This window comes from Paenarthrobacter sp. GQ52 (assembly GCF_059759005.1).
The window spans coordinates 1-22,729 of the sequence record NZ_JCAXEJ010000032.1; the positions used below are offsets into that span (position 1 = coordinate 1).

The following is a 22,729-nucleotide window of genomic DNA, read 5'->3' on the forward strand; positions in this document are numbered from 1 at the left end:
CCGCCGCATCTACCGGACCCTTAGTGCCTCATCCGAACTGACAACCGCGGCTTGACAGACATAGAAGAGTCTGAGTCGCAGCAGAGGCCGTTTTGAACGCTCAAAACGGCCTCAACTGCGACTCAGCTGGGTTTGCTGCGCCCGGTCTTGGATCAGCGCACTTCGAGGATCAGCTGCAGCAAGCGGGCGGCGGCTGGACGGGCGGCGTGTTCCTCTGCCCACTGCGCGCGTGCCAAGGCTTTGCTCACGGCTTGGGTAGTAATGCCGAGCTCCTGGGCGACGGCTTTCTGTTGGCCCCGGACACCCGGAGTAAGCAGATCCAGCACACGCCATTCAGCCGCGCTCCTATGAAGCACGATGTGCCCGAGGAGCCGCAGCACGGCTTCGGCTTCAGAAGCCAGTGCCGGGAGGGGGCCATCAACTGCTACGGGAATACGTTCCTTGCCGCTACGCAGTCGATCGACAGCCCGCCGGGCGTAAACGAGGCTATGCCCCGAGGCATCCTTGACCAGGTTGGGCAGCGGCTCATTGATGGGCCCCACGCCGATTCCCACGTACCACTGGCCTGTCCGGAGTGCGATCAGGGCCGTCTCCACAGCCTGGTGGCTGCATTCGACGATTCCCTGCACCTCATCCTCAACCGAGCGGTCAAAGTCGAGCCTCGCGGGAATGTGCCGCAGGTCCTTGAGCAGCTGCGGTACGAGGTCGCCGTCGCGGCGGCTATCGCGTTGGTTGATGGTGAGAGTGAACATAGTTGATCACATGCTACCGGCTGGTAGCAGCTCTGCAAGGGCAAAATTTGCCTGCTGTTCAGTCAAGCGCCGTTCGCCCGGTCAGTACGACGGCGGGCAACGCACCTGATGTGGCGCGGACGGCATCGGCCATTCCTGCCTGACGAAGACTTTCCTGGACTGCCATGACCAAGGGCCGCGGATCCTCGTCGGAGGCGAAGACCCAGAAGGTTTCCCGGGCTTGGAAAACCAAGGCATTGCGTCCGCCGGCACCCAACGAAACCTTCTGGCGGGCCACCAATCGGCGGTCGGGATCACTGCCGTCAGCCGTGGTCAGCGCTTTGAGGCTCCCGGGCGCGATGTCACTCCAGGGAATTAGCACCTGTGTCTGCTTTTGGGAGTACTTGGCCACCATCCCGCGGTCAAAAACCAGCAGTTTGCGGAAGCTCCCAAGAAAAGTCATGCCCCACAGCAACAAGCCGGTGAGGACGCTTGCGGTGACGAACAGTACCGGATCGTTGAAGTGCCCGGCCTCCCTGGTGGAGCGAATTGGGCTGACGAATTCGGCAACGGTCCCGAAAACGAAGCCCACTACCAAGCAGGGGATGAACGCCTTCCAGAAGATCCTGCGAGAGGATGCGACGTAGCGAAGCTGGCCAAGCTCAGGCTCGAGCCTGCGCTCCACCCGGCGAACCAGCCAATTACGGCCGCGCATCCGGACGCTGGCCGTAGAGGTTGGGCAGGTTCCGCCGCTCCGCTTCGGCTGCCTGATCTGCGGCCGTCACCTTGGGGTCCGGGACTGGAGGCTGGCCTTGGGCGATTCCCGAGCGCCGGTCAATAGCTGCGAACTTCGGGTCCCAAGTGTCGTCTCCGCCGCCGCTTACTGCGGAGGCAATGAGCATCACCACGAAGAACGGGAAGAAGGACCAGCAGATGGCACGCCAACCGCCCAACCAAGCTCCCGCCGTCGTGCCGTTCTTGATCCGAACTGAGCGCATGCCGGCTGCGGCGTCGCCAACGCTGCCCGCGGAGCCCCAGATCATGCCGTAAGCGAATAGACCCACGAACCACAGGACAACATACAGCGTCAGCCACAAACCGTCGTTGTACCCGAGTGCCGAGCCGCTGTTCATCATGGATTCCCTGACCACCGCGAGGATCACGGCCAGAATGATGTAGCCAACAAGGAACACCAAGGCGTCCAGCACTCGGCCCCAGAAGTGGGCGCCTCCCGAGGCCTTGACGAAGTACGCGCCGGTTTCAGGATGGCGGCGAACGGGGCGGCCGTTGACAGCGTCAAGCAGGCCTGTGAGGGTGGTGGACTTCGAAGTGCTCATGAGGGGCTTTCAGCTCGACGGCGGTGTACGGCTTGGGTGCTTAGCGTCAGGCCAGTCCCGCAAGCCCACCGAGGACGCGGGCCAACGATGGTGCTGAGGTTTCCTGCAGCTCGAAGGACACCGATTCGGTCTGCTCCGAGAGGCCTGATTGCGGGGAACCCTCCACACGCGGTGTCAGCACGTGAACGCCGGAGGGGCCGGTGTACACGGTAACCGTGGGGAACTCGTTGGTATTGGAGTTGAAGGCCACTACGTTGCTGGCGGCCTGGGTGTCGGCCAAGGCCGTGGCGGCGTGCGCCTCGAACTGGGCTTCCGTGTAGAGGGTAGGTTCGGTGTCGCGGGCTGCAGCCTGCTGGGGGTCTACGAACTCGGCCAGGCGCGGAACCAGCTGATCGCGGGTGACAACGGTGAAGCCGTGCAGGCCACTTTCGTCCACTTCTTCGAGCAGAACGCCTTCATCGTGCAGGTAGCCGTAGAGCCAGCGCTTGCCGGTGGACACGGTGCGTTCCACGGAGACTACGCTGCTGCCGCTGCGGCGCAGGGTGAGTGCGCCCGTGATTTCTTCGGTGGCGTGCAAACGCGAGGGCTCGGTTTCACCCTCGAAGACCACCGGGTAAACGAGTTCCTTGGCGAGCAGGCCACGCAACGCGATAGCGCACATCAGTTCCTTGCTTGCGTCCTGGGCAGAAAGCCACGGCAGGGCAACAAGCTGCTCATGCTGAACACCGTCCAGGGCCACAACTTCTTCATCGGTCAGCGTTGGCAAAGGGGCGCCGATCGCGCTGGCCGAGGCAAGGACCTTGGCCGCGGCCTCAATGTCCCGCTGGGTCCATTTCATGGTGCTGGTGGTCATCCGAATATCCCTCCGACAAAGTTTCCGACTGACTTGGCGGCGTCACTGACCCCGTCTGCCACCTTACTGCCTACGTCCTTGGCGAAGCCTGCCACCTCTTTGGCCCCGTCAGCGATGTAACTGCCGGGGTTGCGGGCGAAGTTGCTGATGGAGTCCCAGTTGTCGGCTACGAGGTTACCCAACGCCCAAGCGCCCGCAACGATGCCGGCGCCGATCACGATGGGAGCGCCGATCGGCCCCAGGAGTGCCGCGCCGCCGGCTGTCATGAGCATGATGCTGCCAACGCCGCCGACCACGGATAAGCCGCCGGCGACGCGGTCACCAGTGCCACGCCAGCCATCGTGCTCGGGGTTGATCATGTCGCTGATGCCGCCCACGATGTTGAGCGGCGCCGCCAGGGCTCCGGCAATGCGAAGGCCTTTGGAGAACTTGCTCGCCTCCTGGAAGGCCTGGCTGTACGGGATGTTGGCTTTGAGGTCGGTGAGGACATCAGTGACTTTCTCACCGTTACGCAGCGCGGTCATGGCGTCACGGACCACTGTCCCGCCGGCCCGCCAATTGGTCAGGACTTCGCGGGTCTTCACCCATTCTGCGTTGCCGAGCTTGAGGTACTTGTACGCCGTCCACAGCGGAGCGGCCAAACCCTTGACGCCCATGGCGGTGTCGTAGACGTCCTTGAGGACACCAACCGAGGTGCCTGAACCATCATTGTGGCTGGCGAACTCCTGCTGGTTGGCGTGCTTCTTCAGCTGGCCCGCATTTTCGCGCAGCATGTTGGCGGCCTTCATAAGGCTCTGCCGGTGCTGGCTGTTCCAGTCGCCCTTGAATACCGTGGCATCCCGGCCTTGCCACGCCGTGGTGGAGTTGATGGCGTTGGACAACTGCGTGCTTTGCAGGCTGATGGCGTCGGCGGCTTTGCCCATCACACCCGCCAGACTGCGAAGCTGCGCGATGTCCGCGCCGTAGAACCCAGCCATATGGAACCCCCTGTGAACATGCATCGAAAAGTCTGGTCCCAGCCTAGGCGGACCCGCAAGCTGCCGCGATGGGGAGACATGCCCATGTGCATAAACCGTTAAAGAACGACGGCGGCAGGTGGGTCCCTGAGGAACCGCACCAGCCGCCGTCGAGCGTCAGGCGTTTAGAGCCTGTAAATCAGTGGCCTTCGGCCGAGAAGCGCTTGATGGAAGCTTCCAGCTCGGCTTCGGCAGCGGCGCGGTCGCCCCAGCCCTCAGCCTTGACCCACTTGCCGGGCTCCAAGTCCTTGTAGCGTGTGAAGAAGTGCTCGATTTCCTTGACCAGGAATTCGCTGACATCGCTGACTTCCTGGATGTGGTCGAAACGTGCGTCAACGGGGACGCAGAGCACCTTGGCGTCTCCGCCTCCGTCGTCGGTCATGTTGAAGACGCCGATGGGGCGCGATTCAACGATGACGCCCGGGTGCAGGTCGAAGTCCTGCAGGAGCACCAATGCGTCCAGCGGGTCGCCGTCTTCGCCCAAGGTGTTCTCAAAGAAACCGTAGTGCGTGGGGTACTGCATGGAGGTGAACAGGACGCGGTCCAGGCGGACACGGCCGGTTTCGTGGTCAACTTCGTACTTGACGCGCGATCCCTTGGGGATCTCGATGGTCACGTCGTGTTTCATGGAATGCTCCTTGACGGGTGTGGGTGGGGCGCGGCAGGCAAAAGCGCAGCCAGCGCCGCCGACTACTATTGAGGATATAGCGAGAGGCCCGGGTTTCTTGAACCGGCGGGGACATTTCAGGACTGACAGGACCAAGCAACTTCCATGATGGGCGTTAAAAACGGGGGTGCCCGCAAACGGGTGCCCGCGGCGTGGGGGCGCTTTACATGGCCGGTGCTACTGACCACCGTTTTGCTGTGCCTCGGCGCCGTTGTGGCTGCGGGGATGTTTCCGAACCTGCTCAGTTTCCCCAAGCCCCCACCACCCATTCCCTCCTGGCAGCAGGTGCCGGACCGCCTCTCGGGGGCTGACAGTGTGCTCCCGTTGGATGCGTCGGCGCCTATCCCCGTTGCGGGTGAGGTCGCAAAGCTGCTCGACGCCACGCTCAAGCCGGACGGTGCGGGCAGTATCAGCGGCGTGGTGATGGACGCGTCCACGGGCCAGATCCTTTTCGATCGCGAAGCCAACGCCAACCGCATCCCGGCCTCGAACATGAAGCTGTTGACCGCAGCCGCTGCGTTGAAGGCGCTCGGTCCCGAGTCGCGGTTCACCACCCGCGTGCTCGCCTCTGACAATCCCTCCACAGTGGTGCTGACCGGGGGAGGAGACGTTCTACTGGGCGCTTCCGCTTCCGAGCCCACAGCTGTTCTTGGCCGGGCCGGACTCGCGTCTTTGGCTGCGGACACGGCTGCTGCTTTGGCGTCGGCCGGAGTGCAGGGACCAATCATCGTACAAGTTGACGACTCGCTTTTCAGCGGCGCGCCCCTTAACCCCGCATGGAGTCTGGACGATGTCGCCGCCGGCGAAACCGCGCCATTGTTCTCCCTGGCGTTGAACTCCGGCCGTTACGCCCCGGACGTCCTGACCGGTCCCCGACCGCAGGATTCCGCAATCACCACCGCCCAGGCCTTCGCCGAGCAGTTGGCGGCGGCCGGCGCGACGGTGAGTCCCGGCGTCGAACGCGGTAAGGGCCTCCCCGCCCAAGAGTTGGCTGCTGCCGAATCCGCCACTGTGAACGAGCAAGTGGACCTCATGCTTGAGTCCTCGGACAACTTCCTCGCCGAAGCGCTGGGACGGATGACCGCTTTGGCGTCCGGACAAAAGGCCACGTACGACGGCGCTACTGCGGCCGTGCGGCAAAAGCTGGCGGAGTTGGGGATCGCCACGGATTCGATGCAGTTGGCTGACGTCTCCGGCCTTGCCTTGGAGAATCAGGTCACGGCCCGCCAGTTTGCCGAGGTTGTCCGGGCTATCACCAGCGGGCCGGACCTTGCCTTGCGCGCCGCCCTCGACGGTTTCCCCGTGGCTGGACTCACCGGAACCCTGAATGACCGGTACGGCGAGGCAGGTACGTCGGAGGGCGCAGGGCTGGTGCGCGCCAAGACCGGGACATTGAATACCGTGATCGCGTTGAGTGGCTACGTGGTGGATACAGATGGCCGGTTGCTGGTGTTCTCCTTTATAGGCAACGGCCTGGACCCGGGAGCCGCGGGCAACAAGGTGGCCATGGACCGTTCGGCGTCGGTGTTGGCCTCGTGCGGGTGCCGGGCCTAGCCCTCCGCGTGGAGCGAACTTAAGGCACACTGTCAGCCTGGTGTGGTGTGATGGACCGTATGGTGTCTTCTGCCCGAGAATCGTCAGCAGGGGCCCCGTCCCTGATCAATTGGGACTTGGCCGCCTCTACGGCTGCCCGGCTTGCCCCTCCCGGTCCGGAGCTTAGCGCCGGGGAGATCGGCAAAGCCGTGGACAATCTGCGCTTCAACGCGGATATCTCCGTCCCGCACGTGCACGACATTACCGGCTTGGATGCCGCGAGGGACCTGCGGGATTCGCACGTTCTGGTGGTGGATCGTGCCTCATGGTCCAAGGCGAATACCCAGAGCTTCTCCGTGATGCTCCAGCCCGCGCTGAAGAAGATGGTGGAGAGCCGCAGTGGAGCCGCGATGACCCCGGCCGCGGCCGCTGCCAGCGGTGCCATCACCGGCACCCAACTTGGCGCCGTGCTCGCGTTCCTCTCCAGCAAAGTCCTCGGCCAGTACGACCCCTTTGCTGCGCTGGCCCCGGATTCCAACGTTCCCGCGGGCGGCCGGCTCCTGTTGGTTGCGCCGAACATCATCTCCGTGGAGCGCGAACTCAACGTTCACCCGGACGACTTCCGCCTCTGGGTTTGCCTGCACGAACAAACCCACCGGGTCCAGTTCGCCGCCGCGCCTTGGCTCCGGCACCACATGCTGGATGAAATCGAGAAGCTCAGCGGCAATCTTCTGGGCAACATGGATACGTTGGTTGAACGCGCCGGCGCTGTAGCCAAGTCCCTGCGCGACCGTAACCCCTCCGAGAAAACTCCGGGCCGTGGCGCCATCCTGGACCTCCTCCAGAACCCGGAGGAAAAGGCGTCCCTGTCCCACATCACGGCCGTCATGAGCCTCCTCGAAGGTCACGCCAACGTGGTGATGGATGCCGTGGATTCGAGCATTGTTCCCTCCGTGAAGACCATCCGCCAGCGCTTCAACGAACGTGGCAAGGACCGTGGCGTGGTGGAGAAGTTCATCCGCAACCTCCTCGGCCTGGACGCCAAGATGCGCCAGTACACAGATGGCGCCAAGTTCGTCCGTGAAGTTGTTGCCGTCGCTGGTATGGAGGGCTTCAACCGGGTGTGGGAATCCGCTGACTACCTGCCCACCGAGGAAGAGATTCACAACTCCAGGCTTTGGCTTGAGCGGATGGGGCTTTGAGCGTACCTGCCGGTTCCGCCGTCGGTTCTTCAGGTAAGGGTCGACGGCGGCCCGGGCGTTTGGCCCCGGTCGTCGGCAAGGCCCGCAAGCAGTTGCAGAACGGGTTGGCTTCTGCGGGTTACCCATCACATGTGCTTGTAGCCTGCAGCGGAGGCCCGGATTCCTTGGCTTTGGCGGCCATCGCGGCCTACTTCGCCAGACGAGGCCATGTGGACGGACACCCAGTGTCTGTGGCAGGCGTAGTGGTGGATCATCAACTCCAACCTGGTTCCGGGGAAGTTGCTTCCCGGACTGCTGCCGTGTTGCGCGAACTGGGACTATTTCCGGTGGAAGTGCGCACTGTGGAAGTCGCTGCCACCGGATTTGGGCCCGAGGCTGCGGCCCGGGATGCCCGTCATGCTGCCTTGGAGTCCGCCGCTGACCAGTTGGGTTGTGACGCGATCCTGCTCGGCCACACCCTGGACGACCAAGCCGAACAAGTACTCCTGGGCTTGGCTCGTGGGTCCGGAACGCGGTCCCTTGCTGGCATGCGGCCCGTTCGCGGACGCCTGCTCCGGCCCTTCCTCGGCCTTCGTCGGGAGGAGACCTTGGAAATCTGCCGGGTGGAGGAGTTGTCTCCCTGGCATGATCCCAGCAATACCGATCCCGCGTTCGCCAGGTCCCGAACGCGTGTTGAAGTGATGCCCGTGTTGGAAGAGAAGCTGGGCCCCGGCGTCGCCGAATCTCTGGCACGGACCGCTGCCATCCTGCAGCAAGATGCCGATTTCCTCGAAGATCTGGCCAAGGAGACCTATCTCTCACTTGTCCAGCGGGAAGGCGGTGACGCCTGGCTTCCCGAGGACGCCCTTCGTGAACTGCCCGCAGCGCTCAGGTTCCGTGTCATCGCTAAGGCGGCGGCCGACGTCGGGGGTCAACAACCCGGCTACGGACGCCTCCAAGCTGCGGAAGCGCTGCTTCGCCGGCAAGGATCGGCAGGGCCCGTTGAGCTTCCCGGCCACGTGAGTGTGTACCGTTTGTCCCTCAGCGATTTGGAGCAGGAACGGTCTGATACATCAGGTGGTTCAGCTGCAGATGCGACTGGAGATCCAGCCAAGGGCGGTCCCCGCGAAGCCGCGCGCTGTGGGAAGCTAGTATTCCGGCATCAGAAACCGTCCCAACAGTAGCCGCACCCGAGCATCAAAACAGGAGCCATTGGTGGATTCAAACGACGTCCAGGCAGATCTCAAGCACGTTCTTTACACCAAAGAGCAGATCCAAACGCGTATCGCGGAACTCGCGGCGCAGATCGACAAGGACTATGAAGGACGCGACATCCTCATCGTCGGTGTCCTCAAGGGCGCTGTCATGGTCATGGCCGACCTCGCCCGTGCACTGCACAGCCACGTCAGCATGGACTGGATGGCTGTCTCGTCCTACGGCTCGGGCACCCAGTCCTCCGGTGTTGTCCGGATCCTCAAGGACCTCGACACCGACCTCATGGGCAAGGACGTCCTGATCGTCGAGGACATCATTGACTCCGGCCTCACCTTGTCCTGGCTCAAGTCCAACCTCGAATCCCGTGGCACGGCCAGCGTCGAAATCTGCACGGCTTTCCGCAAGCCGACCGCTGCCAAGGTGGAAATCGACGTCAAGTACGTCGGCTACGACATCCCCAACGAATTCGTCGTAGGTTACGGTCTCGACTACGCCGAGAAGTACCGCAACCTGGACTTCGTGGGCACCCTGGCCCCGCACGTTTACGAGTAAGCCCGCTCTTTACGTTTACCCGTACACGCCGGGCCCTTTTCCGCCGTTTGCACCTGTAACCTCTGGTGCGCCTGGCGGGAGTGGGTGCGGCGTTGGGGTTTAAGGGGTGCGTTCGGGGGGAGTGGGTGCGGTAAGCGGGTAGCGGGAACTTGAACGCCTGAACCTGCCCGTGCGCTAAGCCCTCGCGCTAAACTGGACCATGACCGGTGCACCTGCCCGTCTTTTGACGTGGCTCGCCGTCATGGCGACGCTCCTCACGGCCTGCACTCCTGCGGTCGATGTCACCGAGACCGATGCCGGCCCACCAATTGCGAGCTCTTCCGTCGCTCCAACCCCGAGTGACGTCGTCACGGTCCCGACAACGACTGCCACGCAGTCGGCGGTTGCCGAACCGCCGGCACCGCCACCGCCACCGCCCGCACCACCTGCCGCGCCCCAGGCTTTCGCCATTAACCTCTACCAAGAGGGGGACTTCGTTCCGCAGTACACCTTTGACTGGTGTGTTGCTGCAAGCATTCAGATGGCGCACAACCTCATCGACGATACCGGGGGCGGTTCGTGGGCATCCTCCGCGCAGCAGAGCGAACTGTGGGAGATGGCCCGCGCGCGGTCATCCAACTCCTTCAACGGCGCCAACCCGCGGGGCTGGGCGCAGGTGCTGACCGAAGTTGGAATGGGGCCATATACCGTGGTCAGCATCGCCACCTATGAGGACACGCTGCAGACGGCGGCCCGCGCCATCGCTGAGACTGGCCGACCAGTGGGGTTGGTCATGTGGAGTGGTCGTCATGCCTGGGTCATGAGTGGTTTTCAGTCGATAGGTGATCCCGCGCAGTTCCCGGAGTTTCAAGTCACCGGGGTACACGTCCTGGATCCGCTCTACCCTTATGGCAGCGGACAGTGGGGTCCGTCCCCAGAGCCCAACAGCCTGCTCTCCCCGGAGCAGCTGGCCGCACAGTTCGTAGTCCGGGAGCCGCGTCGCTGGAGCACTGACCTGCCCACGGGCTATCTACTGGTGCTCCCGGTAACGTCGGCCTGACGCGGCCCTGACCGAACCCTTCATGCCGCACGCAGGGACCGCAGCCCTCCATCGTTCAAAATCCGTGCGAACGACCTTGGATTCATCATGTCGGACCAATCCCAGCGAACAACGGTAAGCCCCAGTGCCCGCAAGCCATTCTCCCGGGTTTTCTCGGCCATGACTGCCTCCTGGATGGTCTGGGTTCGGCGCAATTTTTTCCTCAGGTACTTCCCGTACCCATCAAATTCCCCCACCAGATCGAGTTCAGGCCACCAGAAATCTGTTCGGGCAGTTCGTCCGGTCCTCAAGGCAAAAGAGCCTTGAAGACTGGGTACGGGAAAGTTGAGCAGAATCATCTGCGCTCGACTCATGGATTCACCCACCGACTCGGACTTGTCCGAGGACAATTCGAGAATCGCGCCAGCACGTCGTCTTCTTGATTGGCTGATGAGAGAGGAGACACCTCCAGCCAGGTCGCCCACGCCCACCGGAGGACCCCATGGCTTGTCCTTGTTCCAATCGTTTGCTTCAAGAGCGTCCCCCCACCCTTGGTCGCGACGGCTGGAATCAAGAACCGCCAAGGCCTCAGCAAAGTTCAGGGAAGCGGCCAGCTCTATTGTCGTGCGAACCTTATCCGTGACCCGGAATCCGCCGAGCTGGGCTATCCCGCTGTCACAGGCGCCGAAACTTCTGCGGATCCCATGTTTTGATCGACCACCGCTTGGGTCCGCAGTCACAGTGCACAGATGCTTCGGCACGCCCACGACGCCGAGCCCCCAGAGGAGCGCCGCCGTCTGGAAATTAAAGACGGGAGGGGTCCTGGTGGTATTGACCAGGGCAGCTGCTTGAAGTCCGTGCCGTTGGCGCTCGTTCAATTCCGCCCAATAAGCAGAACGGGCGTAGGTGCCCCGTCGGACTCGGACCAATTCGCCGCGTTTGGCCTGCTTCGCGAGTTGGCGCGCATCCTGTCCAATCCGTGTCGCGTCAGAGGCGAGTATGAGTTCTTGAAAGGCCATGGGTCTACGCTCCCCGGTCCCGGGCGAAGCCGAAAGCTCCAGTCTGAGCTATGTGGAAAACAACATTCGCACCACGCAACAAACCAGCTGCGCTGATTCCAATCAGCGCAGCTGGGGCCTATATGCAATTGCGCGCTCGCACCCGTTCCCGCCGTTCGCACCTAGGAGTGGCCACGCCCGCACCCTTTTCCGCCGTTCGCACCAGTGGTTACGGGTGCGGATGGCGTGAATGGGTGCGCGGGTGGGTGTTTGGTGGTGTTGGCCAAGGGGAGTGGGAGCTTAGACCGACCCGTGCATGCCCGCACCCGTTTCCCCCGCTCGCACCCGGTAGTGGCCATGGCCGCACCCTTTGCCGCCCTTCGCAGCTAGGAGTGGCCACGCCCGCACCCTTTGCCGCCGTTCGCACCAGTGGTTACGGGGGCGATTGGCGTGAATGGGTGCGCCCGCCCTCGCCAGTACGCGCCGCGCCGAAGCCCCCAACGCAGCACAAAACCCTGTTCCAGCACGCACAACGCGAGTATCCTGTGTACGCCCAGAGGGAACTTTTGGACTTTCCGATGCGTGAATTACTGGGAACGGTGTATAGCTTGAAACTGAAGCAGCACCACTCGCGCGCAGAAGTTGCGCCTTGCAGCACTACCAGGAGGGACGGGGCAAAACCCCGATCAGATGAAAGCTAAGAGTTTCTTCAAGGGCCCGGGCATCTGGATTGTTGTCGTCGTTGGCTTGCTCCTGGTGGCATTCGCAACACTGGCTCCGGGCGGTTCCACGCGCATTGACACCAAAGACGGCCTCGAGCTCCTTTCCCAAAGCGGGAAGGTTGAGCAGGCCAAGATTTTCGACGCCGAGAACCGCGTTGACCTGGTGCTTAAGGACAACCTGAACCTGGACGGCCAGGACAAGGGCAAGAACGTTCAATTCTTCTACGTCACGGATCGTGGTCCGGATGTGGTGAAGGCTGTCACCAACGCCAACCCGGACAAGGGCTTCACTGACCAGCCGGTGGAGAACAACTGGTTCTCCGGCCTGTTCTCCCTGCTGATCCCCGTGCTGCTGCTCGGTGTCCTGTTCTGGTTCCTGCTTTCCCGCATGCAGGGTGGCGGCTCCAAGGTGATGCAGTTCGGCAAGTCCAAGGCAAAGCTGGTCAACAAGGACATGCCCCAGGTGACCTTCTCCGACGTCGCCGGTGCTGACGAGGCCGTGGAAGAGCTCCAGGAAATCAAGGAGTTCCTCCAGGAACCGGCCAAGTTCCAGGCCGTTGGCGCCAAGATCCCCAAGGGTGTGCTGCTCTACGGCCCTCCAGGTACCGGTAAGACGCTGCTTGCCCGCGCTGTCGCCGGCGAGGCCGGCGTTCCCTTCTTCTCCATCTCCGGCTCGGACTTCGTTGAGATGTTCGTCGGCGTCGGTGCTTCCCGTGTTCGCGACCTCTTCGAACAGGCCAAAGCAAGCTCGCCAGCCATTATCTTCGTTGACGAAATCGACGCCGTTGGTCGTCACCGTGGTGCCGGTATCGGCGGCGGTAACGATGAGCGCGAGCAGACGCTGAACCAGCTCCTCGTCGAGATGGACGGCTTCGACGTCAAGACCAACGTCATCCTCATCGCGGCCACCAACCGTCCCGACGTCCTGGACCCCGCGCTGCTGCGCCCGGGCCGTTTCGACCGCCAGATCACCGTGGAAGCCCCGGATATGATCGGACGCGAACAGATCCTCAACGTCCACGCCAAGGGTAAGCCGATGGCCCCGGGCATCGACCTCAGGGGTGTTGCCAAGAAGACTCCCGGATACACGGGCGCGGACCTGGCCAACGTCCTGAACGAAGCTGCCCTGCTGACTGCGCGTTCAAATGCCAATCTGATCGATGACCGCGCACTGGACGAAGCAATCGACCGCGTCATGGCCGGCCCGCAGAAACGCAGCCGCGTCATGAAGGAACTCGAGCGCAAAATCACCGCTTACCACGAAGGTGGCCACGCCCTGGTTGCTGCTGCCCTTCGCAACTCCGCCCCGGTCACCAAGATCACCATCCTTCCCCGTGGCCGTGCGCTCGGCTACACCATGGTGATCCCGGAAGACGATAAGTACTCGGTCACCCGCAACGAACTGCTCGACCAGATGGCCTACGCCATGGGCGGGCGTGTTGCTGAGGAAATCGTGTTCCACGATCCCTCCACGGGTGCTTCCAACGACATCGAAAAGGCCACCTCCACGGCCCGGAAGATGGTCACCCAGTACGGTATGAGCGAGCGTGTTGGTGCCGTGAAGCTTGGCCAGGGCGGTGGCGAACCGTTCCTCGGCCGCGACGCCGCGCAGGAGCGCAACTTCTCTGACCAAATCGCCTACGTTGTGGACGAGGAAGTACGCCGTCTGATCGACCAGGCTCACGATGAGGCCTACGCCATCCTCACGGAAAACCGGGACGTTTTGGACCGCCTGGCGCTGGAACTGCTGGAGCGGGAAACACTGAACCAGACGGAGATCGCCGAGATCTTCCACGACATCCGGAAGCGCGATTTCCGCGAGATCTGGCTGTCCAAGGAATCCCGTCCGGTCCAGTCCATCCCGCCCGTTGAATCCCGCGCTGAAAAGGCGGAACGCGAAGCCCAGGAAGAGGCCAAAAAGGCCCGGCTGGACGAGCCTTTGGACGTAGTAGCACCCCACGCCCACGGAGTCAGCAGCCAGGAGTCATTCCAAGCCCCGCAACCCGACGGCGGCAACGACCACCCGCATCACGGCTAAGCTTTCTGCTGTGACTCATTTCGACGACGACGACGACCTCGCCGCCGCCCACGGTTCCGCCGCGGGCTCCAAGCACGGCCACAAAGTGGACCGTCCGCGCATTGAAGCGGCTGTCCGCGAGATTCTCCTGGCGATAGGTGAAGACCCTGACCGCGGAGGCCTCCTGGACACGCCAAAGCGCGTGGCCAAGGCTTACGCCGAGGTCTTCGCAGGGCTGCACCAGCACCCTGCGGATGTCCTCTCCACCACGTTCGACCTCGACCATGAAGAGCTTGTCCTCGTGAAGGACATCCCCTTCTACTCGACATGCGAGCATCACTTGGTGCCGTTCCACGGCGTCGCGCATGTTGGTTACATTCCGTCACATGACGGAAAAGTGACCGGCCTGAGCAAGTTGGCGCGGCTGGTCGATATCTACGCGCGCCGGCCGCAGGTGCAAGAACGCCTCACCACACAGATCGTCGAGGCGCTTGTGAAGCACCTCAACCCCCGCGGTGCGATTGTCGTCGTCGAATGTGAACACATGTGCATGTCCATGCGCGGCATTCGCAAGCCCGGCGCAAAGACCGTCACCAGTGCGGTGCGCGGTCAACTCCATGACCCGGCCACCCGCGCCGAGGCCATGAGCCTCATACTCGGAAGGTAAGCACTATGGACTCCCTCGCTGCAGCACCTGGAACCGGCCCGGCCACAAGCCCGTTGCCGATTCTCCGCAAACCGCGACCCGCTGCCAGGTTCGAGGACCTGCCAACGGACCGCACGCTCGTCATGGGAATCCTCAATGTCACCCCGGATTCCTTCAGCGACGGCGGCACTCACCGGACACCGGACACCGCCATCGCGCTCGGCCTGCGCATGTTTTACGCAGGCGCAGACATCATCGACGTCGGTGGTGAATCCACCCGTTCGGGCGCTGAACCGGTTTCCCCCGAAGAAGAACAAGGCCGCGTCATCCCGGTGATCCAGGCGCTGGTGAAGGCCGGTGCATTGGTCAGTATCGACACGATGCACACGTCCACTGCGGCCGCTGCCATTGAGGCGGGTGCGGCCATCATCAACGATGTCTCCGGCCTGACGATTGAACCGGACATGCCGGAGCTCGTTGCCCGGACCAAGGTTCCGTACATCCTGACGCATCGCCGTGGCGACGCCCTGACCATGGACAGCCTCACGGATTACAACAACGTCTCAGAGGACGTGGTGGCTGAGCTTAGCGGTGTCAGAGACAAGCTCTATGCAGCTGGTGTTGCGCCGGAGCAGATCATCGTCGATCCCGGTATTGGTTTCTCCAAGAACGAGGACCAGAACTGGGAGATCCTCAAGAACCTGGACCAGCTCTTCACGCTGGGCCACAAGGTGGTGGTTGCTGCTTCCCGCAAACGGTTCCTCGGTTCCCTCCTGACAGTGGCCGGTAAGTCCGCTGCGCCGTTGGAACGCGACGCAGCCACCGCTGCCATCACCGCTTTGAGCGCCGCTAAGGGCGCCTGGGCTGTCCGCGTTCACGACGTCGGCCCCAGCCTTGACGCCGTCAAGGTCGCCGCCCGCATCTCCCGCTGATTGGATACCGCTGTGGACAGGATCACGCTGACCGGTGTCACCGCCGTCGGCTATCACGGAGTGTTCGATTTCGAGCGCCGCGACGGCCAGCCTTTCGTCGTGGATGCCGTGCTGTACGCGGACTTCACCAAAGCGGCTGAGACGGACGATCTCCAGTACACGGCCCACTACGGTGAAGTGGCGGAACTGATCACCAAGCACATCGAAGGCGAGCCCTTGAACCTCATTGAGGGCCTGGCCGTCAGGATTGCCGAGGGCATCCTCGAGAACTACAACGTGGCCGCCGTCGATGTCACCGTCCACAAGCCCAAGGCACCCATCGAGGTGCCGTTTGGCGACGTCACTGTCAGCGTCCACCGGGAGCGATCATGACGTCCGGCTATACCAAGGCCATTCTGGCTCTTGGCAGCAATCTGGGGGAGCGGAACGACACCCTTTCCACGGCCGTCGCGGACCTGGTGGACCCGCCGGAGGTGCGCCTCCTGGGTGTATCGCCGGTGGTGCAGACCAAGGCCGTGGGCGGTCCGGAGGGCCAACCGGATTTCCTGAACATGGTCATGGCTGTGGAGACCACCTTGACCCCTTTGGAGCTTCTGAAGCACTGTCACGCGGTGGAACAGAAGCATCACCGCACCCGTGAGGTGCGCTGGGGCCCAAGGACGCTTGACGTGGACATCATCGTGTTTGGTGAGGTGCTTAGCGACGATCCCGTTCTGACTATTCCCCATCCGCGGGCAGCTGAGCGCGCTTTCGTGCTCTACCCGTGGTCCTTACTGGAGCCGCATGCCACACTGAACGGCCAAAGCGTGGCTGAACTGGCCGCCGTCGCCGCTGACATGCCGGACATCCGGCGCTTCGACGGCTTCGGTGACGTGGCCGGTGTGCCCGCGACGGGGGCAGTGGAGCAGCCATGAAAGCTATGCGCCCCGTAGTTCTGGTGCTCATCGCCGCCATCGCTGCCGTCATCGGATGGTTGGCTACAGTCACTACCAACCGTTTCAGCATGCCCACGCCGGTGCTGCCGGTCTCTGCCCTGGTGACCATGGCCGTCATCGCCGCGCTCACGCTCATTATGGGCATCCGCGTGCTGCGTTGGCGCAACGGTAAGAAGAAGAACCTGCTCAATCCGATCCTGGCGGCACGGACGTTGATTCTTGCCCAGGCCTGCGCCTACGCCGGGACGCTGCTCCTTGGCTGGCATGCGGGGATCGCGGTGGATCTTCTCCGTATTGGTGGTTTGCGCGGTGGCGAGGGCATTCTGTGGAATGCCCTGCTGATGGGCGGCGGCGGTGTGGTGATGGTGGTGGTTGGACTCGTGGTGGAGCGCTTCTGCCGGATCCCGCCGGAGGACCTGGAAGGTGGTACCGCCGGACCGGAAACCCGTCGAGGCGAAACTAAAGGTGAAGGCGAGTATGCATACCGAGGCGATTGATCCTCCCGGCGTCCAGTGGCTGAGGGTATCCCCGAAGTACGTCACGGTTCGCTTAGTGGAGTGGGCTATCGGCAACGTAGTGATGCTGGCGGTCCTCAGTTTGCCCCTCATTTTCGTGCTGCTCGGCTGGTGGAGGTGGCCGCCGTTGTGGCTGGCCATCACGGTTCCCGCGGTGATGCTGGTGTTGGCGTTGTGGCGGCTCGTGCTGATTCCACGCCAAGTTCGTGCGATCGGCTACGCCGAGCGTGACGACGACCTCCTCATCCGCCGTGGCATCTTCTTCCAACGGACCATGGTGGTCCCTTACGGCCGAATGCAATATGTGGACGTTGCGGTTGGTCCCGTTGAACGCAGTTTGGGACTGTGCACGCTCAAACTTCACACAGCGTCAGCGGGAACCAATGCTCAGCTGCCTGGCCTTCCCTCAGCAGAGGGGGCACGCTTGCGCGAGCAGCTTTCGGCTCGCGGAGAAGCCAGGTTGGCCGGGCTGTGAGCCTGGAGAACAACGCAACTGAGAGCCTCCCGGGCAAGCCGGAAGCAAAGGGCGACGGCGGCTGGAACCGCGTCCACCCCGCGTCACCGTTCGTTCGCGGCTGGGTGGCGCTGGCCGCCGTCGGCTTCTTCTTTGGCCGGGACGCTTTCGAGCGGATGCTGCAGGGCCGGGATTTCCTGGATCCGAACCTCAGCGGCCGGGTGCCGTGGCTCCTGGCCGGCGGTGCGGTGGTGTTGCTGCTGACGGTGGGCGGTTTCATCCTCAGCTGGTACTTCACGCGCTACCAGGTGGCCGAAGGCTATGTCCGCGTCAACACCGGCTTCCTGTTCAAGCAGCAACGTCAGGCCCGTTTGGATCGTGTCCAGGCAATCGACATTGTGCAGCCGCTTTTGGCGCGGATTTTCGGGCTCGCTGAGCTCAAGTTTGAAGTGGCCGACGCCGGCGAGTCGGCAGTGCGGCTCGCTTACCTCCCGCTTGACCAGGCCAAGCAGCTGCGTGCCACCATCCTTGCCCGGGCGGCGGGTGTGGTCAGTGGGCCTGAGACGACAGAGGAAATTCCGGAAGCTCCCGAGCATGTTGTGTTGTCAGTCCCGCCGTCCCGGCTCATCGGTTCCTTGCTGCTGAGCGAGCAGACCATCGGAATTCTGGCCGGCGCCGCCGTGGTGGTTATTGTCTCCGTTTTCACGCAGAACCAAACACTGTTCCTGGCACTCATCCCGGGCATTCTGGGAATCGGGGCCGCGTACTGGAACTCCTTCAACAAGGGCTATAACTTCACGGCTGCAATCTCGCCGGACGGTATCCGCCTTCGATACGGCCTCCTGGACACTCAGGCGCAGACCTTGCCTCCCGGACGCATCCAAGCGCTCATGGTGACGCAGCCACCTCTGTGGAGGATCTTCGGCTGGTATCGGATACACGTGAATGTTGCGGGTTACGGGGTTTCGGGCAGTACCGAAGGGGCTGCCCGCACCATGTTGCTTCCTGTTGGCATGAAGTCCGATGTCCTGCGGATGATGTCGTTGGTGCTGCCTGATCCGGGAGTTGAGGATCCGGAACGCGTGTTCACCGCTGGGCTGGATGGACTAGGGCCGGCAGGAGCTGGCGCGGCGCCGGGCGATGGCTTCATCACCACTCCCCGCCGCGCACGTTTGTTGGCCCCGCTGGGCTGGCGGCGCAACGGCTTCTTTGCCACCAAAACCGCGCTGCTGATCCGATCCGGCCGCTGGTGGCACAAGCTGGTCATGGTTCCGCACCAGCGGACGCAATCCATGGCGCTTCACCAGGGCCCGTGGGCGAGGCGCTTCGGAGTAGCTGATCTTGTCCTCCACACGACGGCAGGTCCGGTATCTCCACGAGTGTTCCAATCCGGAGTAGAGCAGGCTGTGGAACTCTTCGATCAGCAGGCCGCCCGTGCCCGGGAAGCACGGAAGAGGCAAACCAGCGAACAATGGCTGGCGCAAGTGGCTCCGCAGGCCCCGGAGGTCGCAGCCACGATTCCAGCGCAAGCGGCTCAACCGCAACAACTCGCTGATCCCACACAACCCCAGACTTCACCGCAACAGGAGGACCGCAACGATGGCTAGGCCAGGACGACTCGGAGTCGGCATCATCGGCGCAGGCAAGGTGGGGGCCGTGTTGGGTGCCGCTTTGCGCGCAGCCGAGCACGCCGTCGTCGGGGTTTCTGCTGTATCCGAGGTGAGCCGCGAGCGGGCAGAAAACCTGCTTCCCGGCGTCCCGATCCTGGAGATTCAGGACATCGTGGAGCGCTCCGAGCTCGTTTTGCTTGCCGTCCCGGACGATGCCCTCGGCGAGTTGGTCGCGGGGCTGGCCAAGCTCGGAGCCTGGCAGCCCGGTCAACTGGTGGCGCATACGTCAGGCCGGTTCGGCGTCGGGATCCTCAACCCGGTCCGTACGGTCGGTGCGATACCGCTGGCACTTCATCCCGCCATGACCTTCACAGGCATGAGCCTGGATCTGACCCGGCTCATGGACTGCACTTTCGGGGTCACCGCCGATGCTGCCATGCTGCCGATCGCCCAGGCGCTGGTGGTGGAGATGGGCGCAGAGCCGGTGGTGATTGCTGAAGCCGACCGTACCCTCTATCACGCAGCCCTCGCGCACAGTTCAAATCACATGGTCACGCTGGTGGCGCAGGCATCGCAGATGCTGCGGGAGATCGGCGTCGAAACTCCGGAGGCCATGCTTGGTCCGCTGCTGCGCGCGACGCTCGAGAACGCTCTCGCGTCCGGCGAATCCGCGCTGACCGGTCCCGTAGCGCGTGGGGACGTGGGTACGGTTTCCGCGCACGCCCAGGCGCTGAAGGAGTACGACGGCGGCGCTGGCGGGGATGTTCTTGCGGCCTACCAGGCCATGGCGCGGGCCACTGCGCGCAGGGCGGGAAATCGCGGACTGCTGCGCCCCGAACAATTGACCGAGATAAACGAGGCCTTGGGCGCCGAACCCAAAGCGCCGGAAGGAAACTGAACAGCATGGCCATCAAACTCGTGACCACCGCGACCGAACTGCGGGCCGAGAGCGCCAAACTACTGGCCGCCAAAGATGGAAGTTCGCAGGGGCTGGTGCCCACCATGGGTGCACTGCACTCGGGTCACGCGGCACTTGCCCGGACCGCAGTGGAAGAGAATGACGTGGTGGTGGCCACCATCTTCGTGAACCCGCTTCAGTTCGGCGACGCCGTGGACCTGGACCGCTACCCGCGCACGCTCGACGCCGATATGGCACTGCTTGATGCTGAGGGTGTGGACCTGGTTTTCGCGCCGTCCGTTGAGGAGGTTTATCCCGGAGGACAGCCTCTGGTTCGGGTGACGTCAGGCCCGCTCGGCGACAAGTGGGAAGGCGCCTCGCGTCCCGGACACTTCGACGGCGCACTCACCGTAGTGGCCAAACTGTTGCACTACGGACTACCCGGAGGTGCTTCGGCGGACGGCACGACGGCGGCCTACCGGGCTTACTTCGGGCAGAAGGACGCGCAGCAGTTGGCGTTGGTGAAGCGCATGGTCTCGGACCTGAACTTCCCTGTGGAGATTGTTCCCGTGCCGATCGTTCGTAGCGAGGACGGCTTGGCGCTCTCCAGCCGCAATCGATTCCTTTCCGAGGAAGAACGCGAAGCCGCCTTGGTGTTATCGAGGGCTTTGCGCCTCATTGAGTCCCGGGCAAACGCGCACGAACCGCTCGACCTCGATTCCGCTGTGGCGCTTGTGGAGTCCCAGCCGCTGGTGGAACTGGACTATTTCGACGTCGTCGATCCCGTCACGTTGGAGCCGCTCGCTGAGAACTGCAAGGAGACCCCCTTCCGCGGTGAGGGGTTGGCGATCATTGCCGCCAAGGTGGGACCGGTGCGGCTTATCGACAACGCTCCGTTGTTCTCCTAACGTTTGGAATTTTTCTGCTGACGGGAATTGGATGGGCGCTTAGACTGTTTTAGTCTTCACCGGCACAGATCGCCGGACACCAAAACCAAACCTTGGGGAATCCTCATGTCTACCGACGTCACGTCCGACGCCAACGGAAAGCCTGAATCCGGCGCTTCCGGCACTGTCATCTCTGCAGATGCCGCAGCCCCGCAGGCTCCGGGGTCAACGGCCCCCGTCTCGCACGCCCCAGTGTCCGGGAAGATGTCACGCGAATCCGTGACCGTCATTGTCACGCTGCTGGTGGCGACCTTCGTGGTGATCCTCAACGAGACCATCATGAACGTCGCCCTCCAGCGCCTCATGACGGACCTTCAGGTAAGCGCGTCCACTGTGCAGTGGCTGGCCACCGGCTTCATGCTGACCATGGCCGTCGTCATCCCCACCACTGGGTTCATCCTGCAGCGGATGAGCACACGCGGGGCATTCATGCTTGCCATGGGACTCTTCAGCGGTGGAACGTTGCTGGCCGCATTGGCGCCCGGATTCCTGGTGTTGCTGCTTGCCCGCATCGTCCAAGCAGGTGGTACTGCCATCATGCTGCCCCTGCTGATGACCACCATTCTCACTCTGGTGCCCATGTCCAAGCGCGGTGCCGTCATGGGGAACGTCAGCATCGCCATCTCAGTCGCGCCGGCCATGGGACCCACCGTTTCCGGCATCATCCTGGATCACTTCTCCTGGCGCTTCATGTTCGTGTTCGTGCTGCCGGTTGCCCTGGCCGCTTTCGCCATCGGCGCCAAGTACCTCACCAACGTGGGGGAGCGCGAGAAGACCACTTTGGATGTTCCTTCGGTGATCCTTACCGTGCCCGCGTTTGGTGGCTTGGTTTACGGCCTGAGCCAGATCGGTGGCGCTGAGGCAGGCGTTGTTCCCGTCATCGCACTGGTGGTCGGTGTTCTCTGCCTGGCACTGTTTGTCTTCCGGCAGCTGAAGCTTCAGAAGTCCGATGCCCCGCTGCTGGATCTCCGCGCCTTTAAGTTCCGCATGTTCACGGTTTCCACGCTGCTGATGGTCGTTGCGATGATGGCCCTGTTCGGCGGCGTAATCCTGTTGCCGCTGTACCTCCAGAACACACTGCACCTTCAGCCCTTGGAGACCGGTTTGGCTCTGCTGCCGGGTGGTTTGGCCATGGGCTTGCTGGGGCCGGTCATCGGGCGCATCTTCGACAAAGTGGGTCCCCTGCCGCTGACCGTAACGGGCTCAGTACTCATGGTCCTGACACTGTGGCAGTTCTCGCGTCTGGATGAGGGAAGTGCGCTCGGCTGGGTCATTGCCCTGCACGTCACCCTGAGCCTTGGGCTGGCCCTGCTGTTCACGCCGGCATTCACCACTGGCCTCAACCCGCTGCCTCCGCACCTCTACTCCCACGGTTCGGCGATCATCAGCACCGCTCAGCAGGTCGCAGGTGCAGCCGGAACGGCGTTGCTCGTGTCCATCTATGCTGTGGTTTCTGCGTCTTCGGGCGAGGTAGCCGGCATGCAGACAGCATTCCTGGCAGCGACCGTCATCGCCGTGGCCGCTGTAGTGCTCGGCGCCATGATGCGCAAGACCGACGGTGCCGGAGGGCACGGGGGCCACTAACCCATCTTTCGACGCTCTCTCATTTCCCTCGGGTTTGAGCTGGACGCTCCCTCACATCCCTAGGCTTTGAGCTCAACGCTTTCTCACTTTTGGTGGGGGAGCGTTGTTGCTTTAAAGGTGCGTGTTGCCGGGTCGGTGAGGCTCGACGGCGGTGGTTGGGTGTTGGATTCTGCGGCGAGTGTTGTGGGGGGTTGGTTCTGTGACGGGCTTCACTGAAATCTGTGGTTGCTGTTTTGGGCTGGGTTTGGGGTGTTGGGGGGTGTTTTCCTTGTGTTTGCGGGGGTTTTGGGTGGTGTTGGGGTGGATTTGGTGTGGGGGTTGGGCGCGTGTAAAGTTATTCGAGTCGCCGCCGCTGATGCGGAAAGATA

Annotated in this window: 23 protein-coding genes; 16 read left to right on the forward strand and 7 right to left on the reverse strand. The window is 63.0% G+C overall.

Annotation, left to right across the window (positions count from 1 at the left end; genetic code table 11):
* Nucleotides 1–152: 152 nt before the first annotated feature.
* From AC6CH8_RS22520 to AC6CH8_RS22545, 6 genes are all read right to left on the reverse strand, one after another.
* Nucleotides 153–752, reverse strand: a complete 600-nt coding sequence (locus tag AC6CH8_RS22520) for a hypothetical protein (protein WP_091464502.1) — start codon at nt 750–752, stop codon at nt 153–155.
* Nucleotides 753–810: 58 nt separating this feature from the next.
* A complete protein-coding gene (locus tag AC6CH8_RS22525; RefSeq protein ID WP_498192433.1) occupies nt 811–1,446 on the reverse strand; it encodes a hypothetical protein in 636 nt (211 codons plus the stop codon).
* Nucleotides 1,433–2,068 carry a hypothetical protein gene (locus tag AC6CH8_RS22530; protein WP_420179622.1) on the reverse strand — a complete coding sequence of 212 codons (636 nt, stop codon included), beginning with the start codon at nt 2,066–2,068 and terminating at the stop codon, nt 1,433–1,435. The genes AC6CH8_RS22525 and AC6CH8_RS22530 overlap by 14 nt, the downstream gene beginning before the upstream one ends.
* 46 nt (nt 2,069–2,114) lie before the next feature.
* Nucleotides 2,115–2,921: a hypothetical protein gene (locus AC6CH8_RS22535; protein WP_091464510.1), complete on the reverse strand. Its 807-nt coding sequence runs from the start codon at nt 2,919–2,921 to the stop codon at nt 2,115–2,117.
* On the reverse strand, nt 2,918–3,898 hold the full coding sequence (locus AC6CH8_RS22540; RefSeq protein ID WP_091464513.1) for a hypothetical protein: 981 nt from the start codon (nt 3,896–3,898) through the stop codon (nt 2,918–2,920). The genes AC6CH8_RS22535 and AC6CH8_RS22540 overlap by 4 nt, the downstream gene beginning before the upstream one ends.
* Nucleotides 3,899–4,076: 178 nt before the next feature.
* Nucleotides 4,077–4,565: an inorganic diphosphatase gene (locus AC6CH8_RS22545; protein ID WP_014920365.1), complete on the reverse strand. Its 489-nt coding sequence runs from the start codon at nt 4,563–4,565 to the stop codon at nt 4,077–4,079.
* 147 nt (nt 4,566–4,712) lie between these two features.
* Between AC6CH8_RS22545 and dacB the strand changes: the two genes are divergently transcribed.
* The 5 genes from dacB to AC6CH8_RS22570 all read left to right on the forward strand — a co-directional run bounded on the left by dacB (nt 4,713) and on the right by AC6CH8_RS22570 (nt 10,124).
* Complete coding sequence (dacB, locus tag AC6CH8_RS22550; protein WP_498192439.1) at nt 4,713–6,158, forward strand: D-alanyl-D-alanine carboxypeptidase/D-alanyl-D-alanine endopeptidase; 1,446 nt, start codon at nt 4,713–4,715, stop codon at nt 6,156–6,158.
* 59 nt (nt 6,159–6,217) lie between these two features.
* Entirely contained in the window at nt 6,218–7,339 is a 1,122-nt protein-coding gene (locus tag AC6CH8_RS22555; protein WP_498192434.1) for a zinc-dependent metalloprotease, read from the forward strand.
* Between the two features lie 92 nt (nt 7,340–7,431).
* Entirely contained in the window at nt 7,432–8,502 is a 1,071-nt protein-coding gene (tilS, locus tag AC6CH8_RS22560) for a tRNA lysidine(34) synthetase TilS (RefSeq protein ID WP_498192440.1), read from the forward strand.
* A 31-nt stretch (nt 8,503–8,533) separates the two neighbouring features.
* On the forward strand, nt 8,534–9,085 hold the full coding sequence (gene hpt / locus AC6CH8_RS22565) for a hypoxanthine phosphoribosyltransferase (protein ID WP_011772910.1): 552 nt from the start codon (nt 8,534–8,536) through the stop codon (nt 9,083–9,085).
* Nucleotides 9,086–9,284: 199 nt separating this feature from the next.
* A complete protein-coding gene (locus AC6CH8_RS22570) occupies nt 9,285–10,124 on the forward strand; it encodes a hypothetical protein (protein WP_498192435.1) in 840 nt (279 codons plus the stop codon).
* Nucleotides 10,125–10,144: 20 nt separating this feature from the next.
* Here AC6CH8_RS22570 and AC6CH8_RS22575 read toward each other — a convergent pair whose 3' ends face one another.
* Complete coding sequence (locus AC6CH8_RS22575) at nt 10,145–11,122, reverse strand: hypothetical protein (protein ID WP_498192436.1); 978 nt, start codon at nt 11,120–11,122, stop codon at nt 10,145–10,147.
* Nucleotides 11,123–11,791: 669 nt separating this feature from the next.
* On the opposite strand from AC6CH8_RS22575, the gene ftsH reads away from it, so the two are divergent.
* From ftsH to AC6CH8_RS22630, 11 genes are all read left to right on the forward strand, one after another.
* Nucleotides 11,792–13,861: an ATP-dependent zinc metalloprotease FtsH gene (gene ftsH / locus AC6CH8_RS22580; protein ID WP_420179625.1), complete on the forward strand. Its 2,070-nt coding sequence runs from the start codon at nt 11,792–11,794 to the stop codon at nt 13,859–13,861.
* A 10-nt stretch (nt 13,862–13,871) separates the two neighbouring features.
* The gene (gene folE / locus AC6CH8_RS22585; RefSeq protein WP_026005412.1) at nt 13,872–14,507 is read left to right on the forward strand and encodes a GTP cyclohydrolase I FolE; all 636 of its coding nucleotides are present in this window, start codon (nt 13,872–13,874) and stop codon (nt 14,505–14,507) included.
* Between the two features lie 5 nt (nt 14,508–14,512).
* Nucleotides 14,513–15,418: a dihydropteroate synthase gene (folP, locus tag AC6CH8_RS22590; RefSeq protein WP_498192437.1), complete on the forward strand. Its 906-nt coding sequence runs from the start codon at nt 14,513–14,515 to the stop codon at nt 15,416–15,418.
* 12 nt (nt 15,419–15,430) lie between these two features.
* Nucleotides 15,431–15,790 (forward strand): dihydroneopterin aldolase, encoded by a 360-nt coding sequence (gene folB / locus AC6CH8_RS22595; protein ID WP_054808667.1) that lies wholly within the window; start codon nt 15,431–15,433, stop codon nt 15,788–15,790.
* Nucleotides 15,787–16,332: a 2-amino-4-hydroxy-6-hydroxymethyldihydropteridine diphosphokinase gene (folK, locus tag AC6CH8_RS22600; protein WP_091464525.1), complete on the forward strand. Its 546-nt coding sequence runs from the start codon at nt 15,787–15,789 to the stop codon at nt 16,330–16,332. The genes folB and folK overlap by 4 nt, the downstream gene beginning before the upstream one ends.
* Nucleotides 16,329–16,850, forward strand: coding sequence for a DUF3180 domain-containing protein (locus tag AC6CH8_RS22605; protein ID WP_420179627.1), 522 nt, complete (start codon nt 16,329–16,331; stop codon nt 16,848–16,850). Before folK ends, AC6CH8_RS22605 begins: the two co-directional genes overlap by 4 nt.
* On the forward strand, nt 16,831–17,343 hold the full coding sequence (locus tag AC6CH8_RS22610) for a PH domain-containing protein (protein ID WP_091464529.1): 513 nt from the start codon (nt 16,831–16,833) through the stop codon (nt 17,341–17,343). Before AC6CH8_RS22605 ends, AC6CH8_RS22610 begins: the two co-directional genes overlap by 20 nt.
* Nucleotides 17,340–18,929 carry a PH domain-containing protein gene (locus AC6CH8_RS22615; RefSeq protein WP_498192438.1) on the forward strand — a complete coding sequence of 530 codons (1,590 nt, stop codon included), beginning with the start codon at nt 17,340–17,342 and terminating at the stop codon, nt 18,927–18,929. The genes AC6CH8_RS22610 and AC6CH8_RS22615 overlap by 4 nt, the downstream gene beginning before the upstream one ends.
* Nucleotides 18,922–19,830, forward strand: a complete 909-nt coding sequence (locus AC6CH8_RS22620) for a Rossmann-like and DUF2520 domain-containing protein (protein WP_420179629.1) — start codon at nt 18,922–18,924, stop codon at nt 19,828–19,830. Before AC6CH8_RS22615 ends, AC6CH8_RS22620 begins: the two co-directional genes overlap by 8 nt.
* 5 nt (nt 19,831–19,835) lie before the next feature.
* Nucleotides 19,836–20,738 carry a pantoate--beta-alanine ligase gene (gene panC, locus AC6CH8_RS22625; protein WP_420179630.1) on the forward strand — a complete coding sequence of 301 codons (903 nt, stop codon included), beginning with the start codon at nt 19,836–19,838 and terminating at the stop codon, nt 20,736–20,738.
* 105 nt (nt 20,739–20,843) lie between these two features.
* A complete protein-coding gene (locus AC6CH8_RS22630) occupies nt 20,844–22,361 on the forward strand; it encodes a DHA2 family efflux MFS transporter permease subunit (protein ID WP_420179631.1) in 1,518 nt (505 codons plus the stop codon).
* The last annotated feature ends 368 nt before the right edge of the window (nt 22,362–22,729 follow it).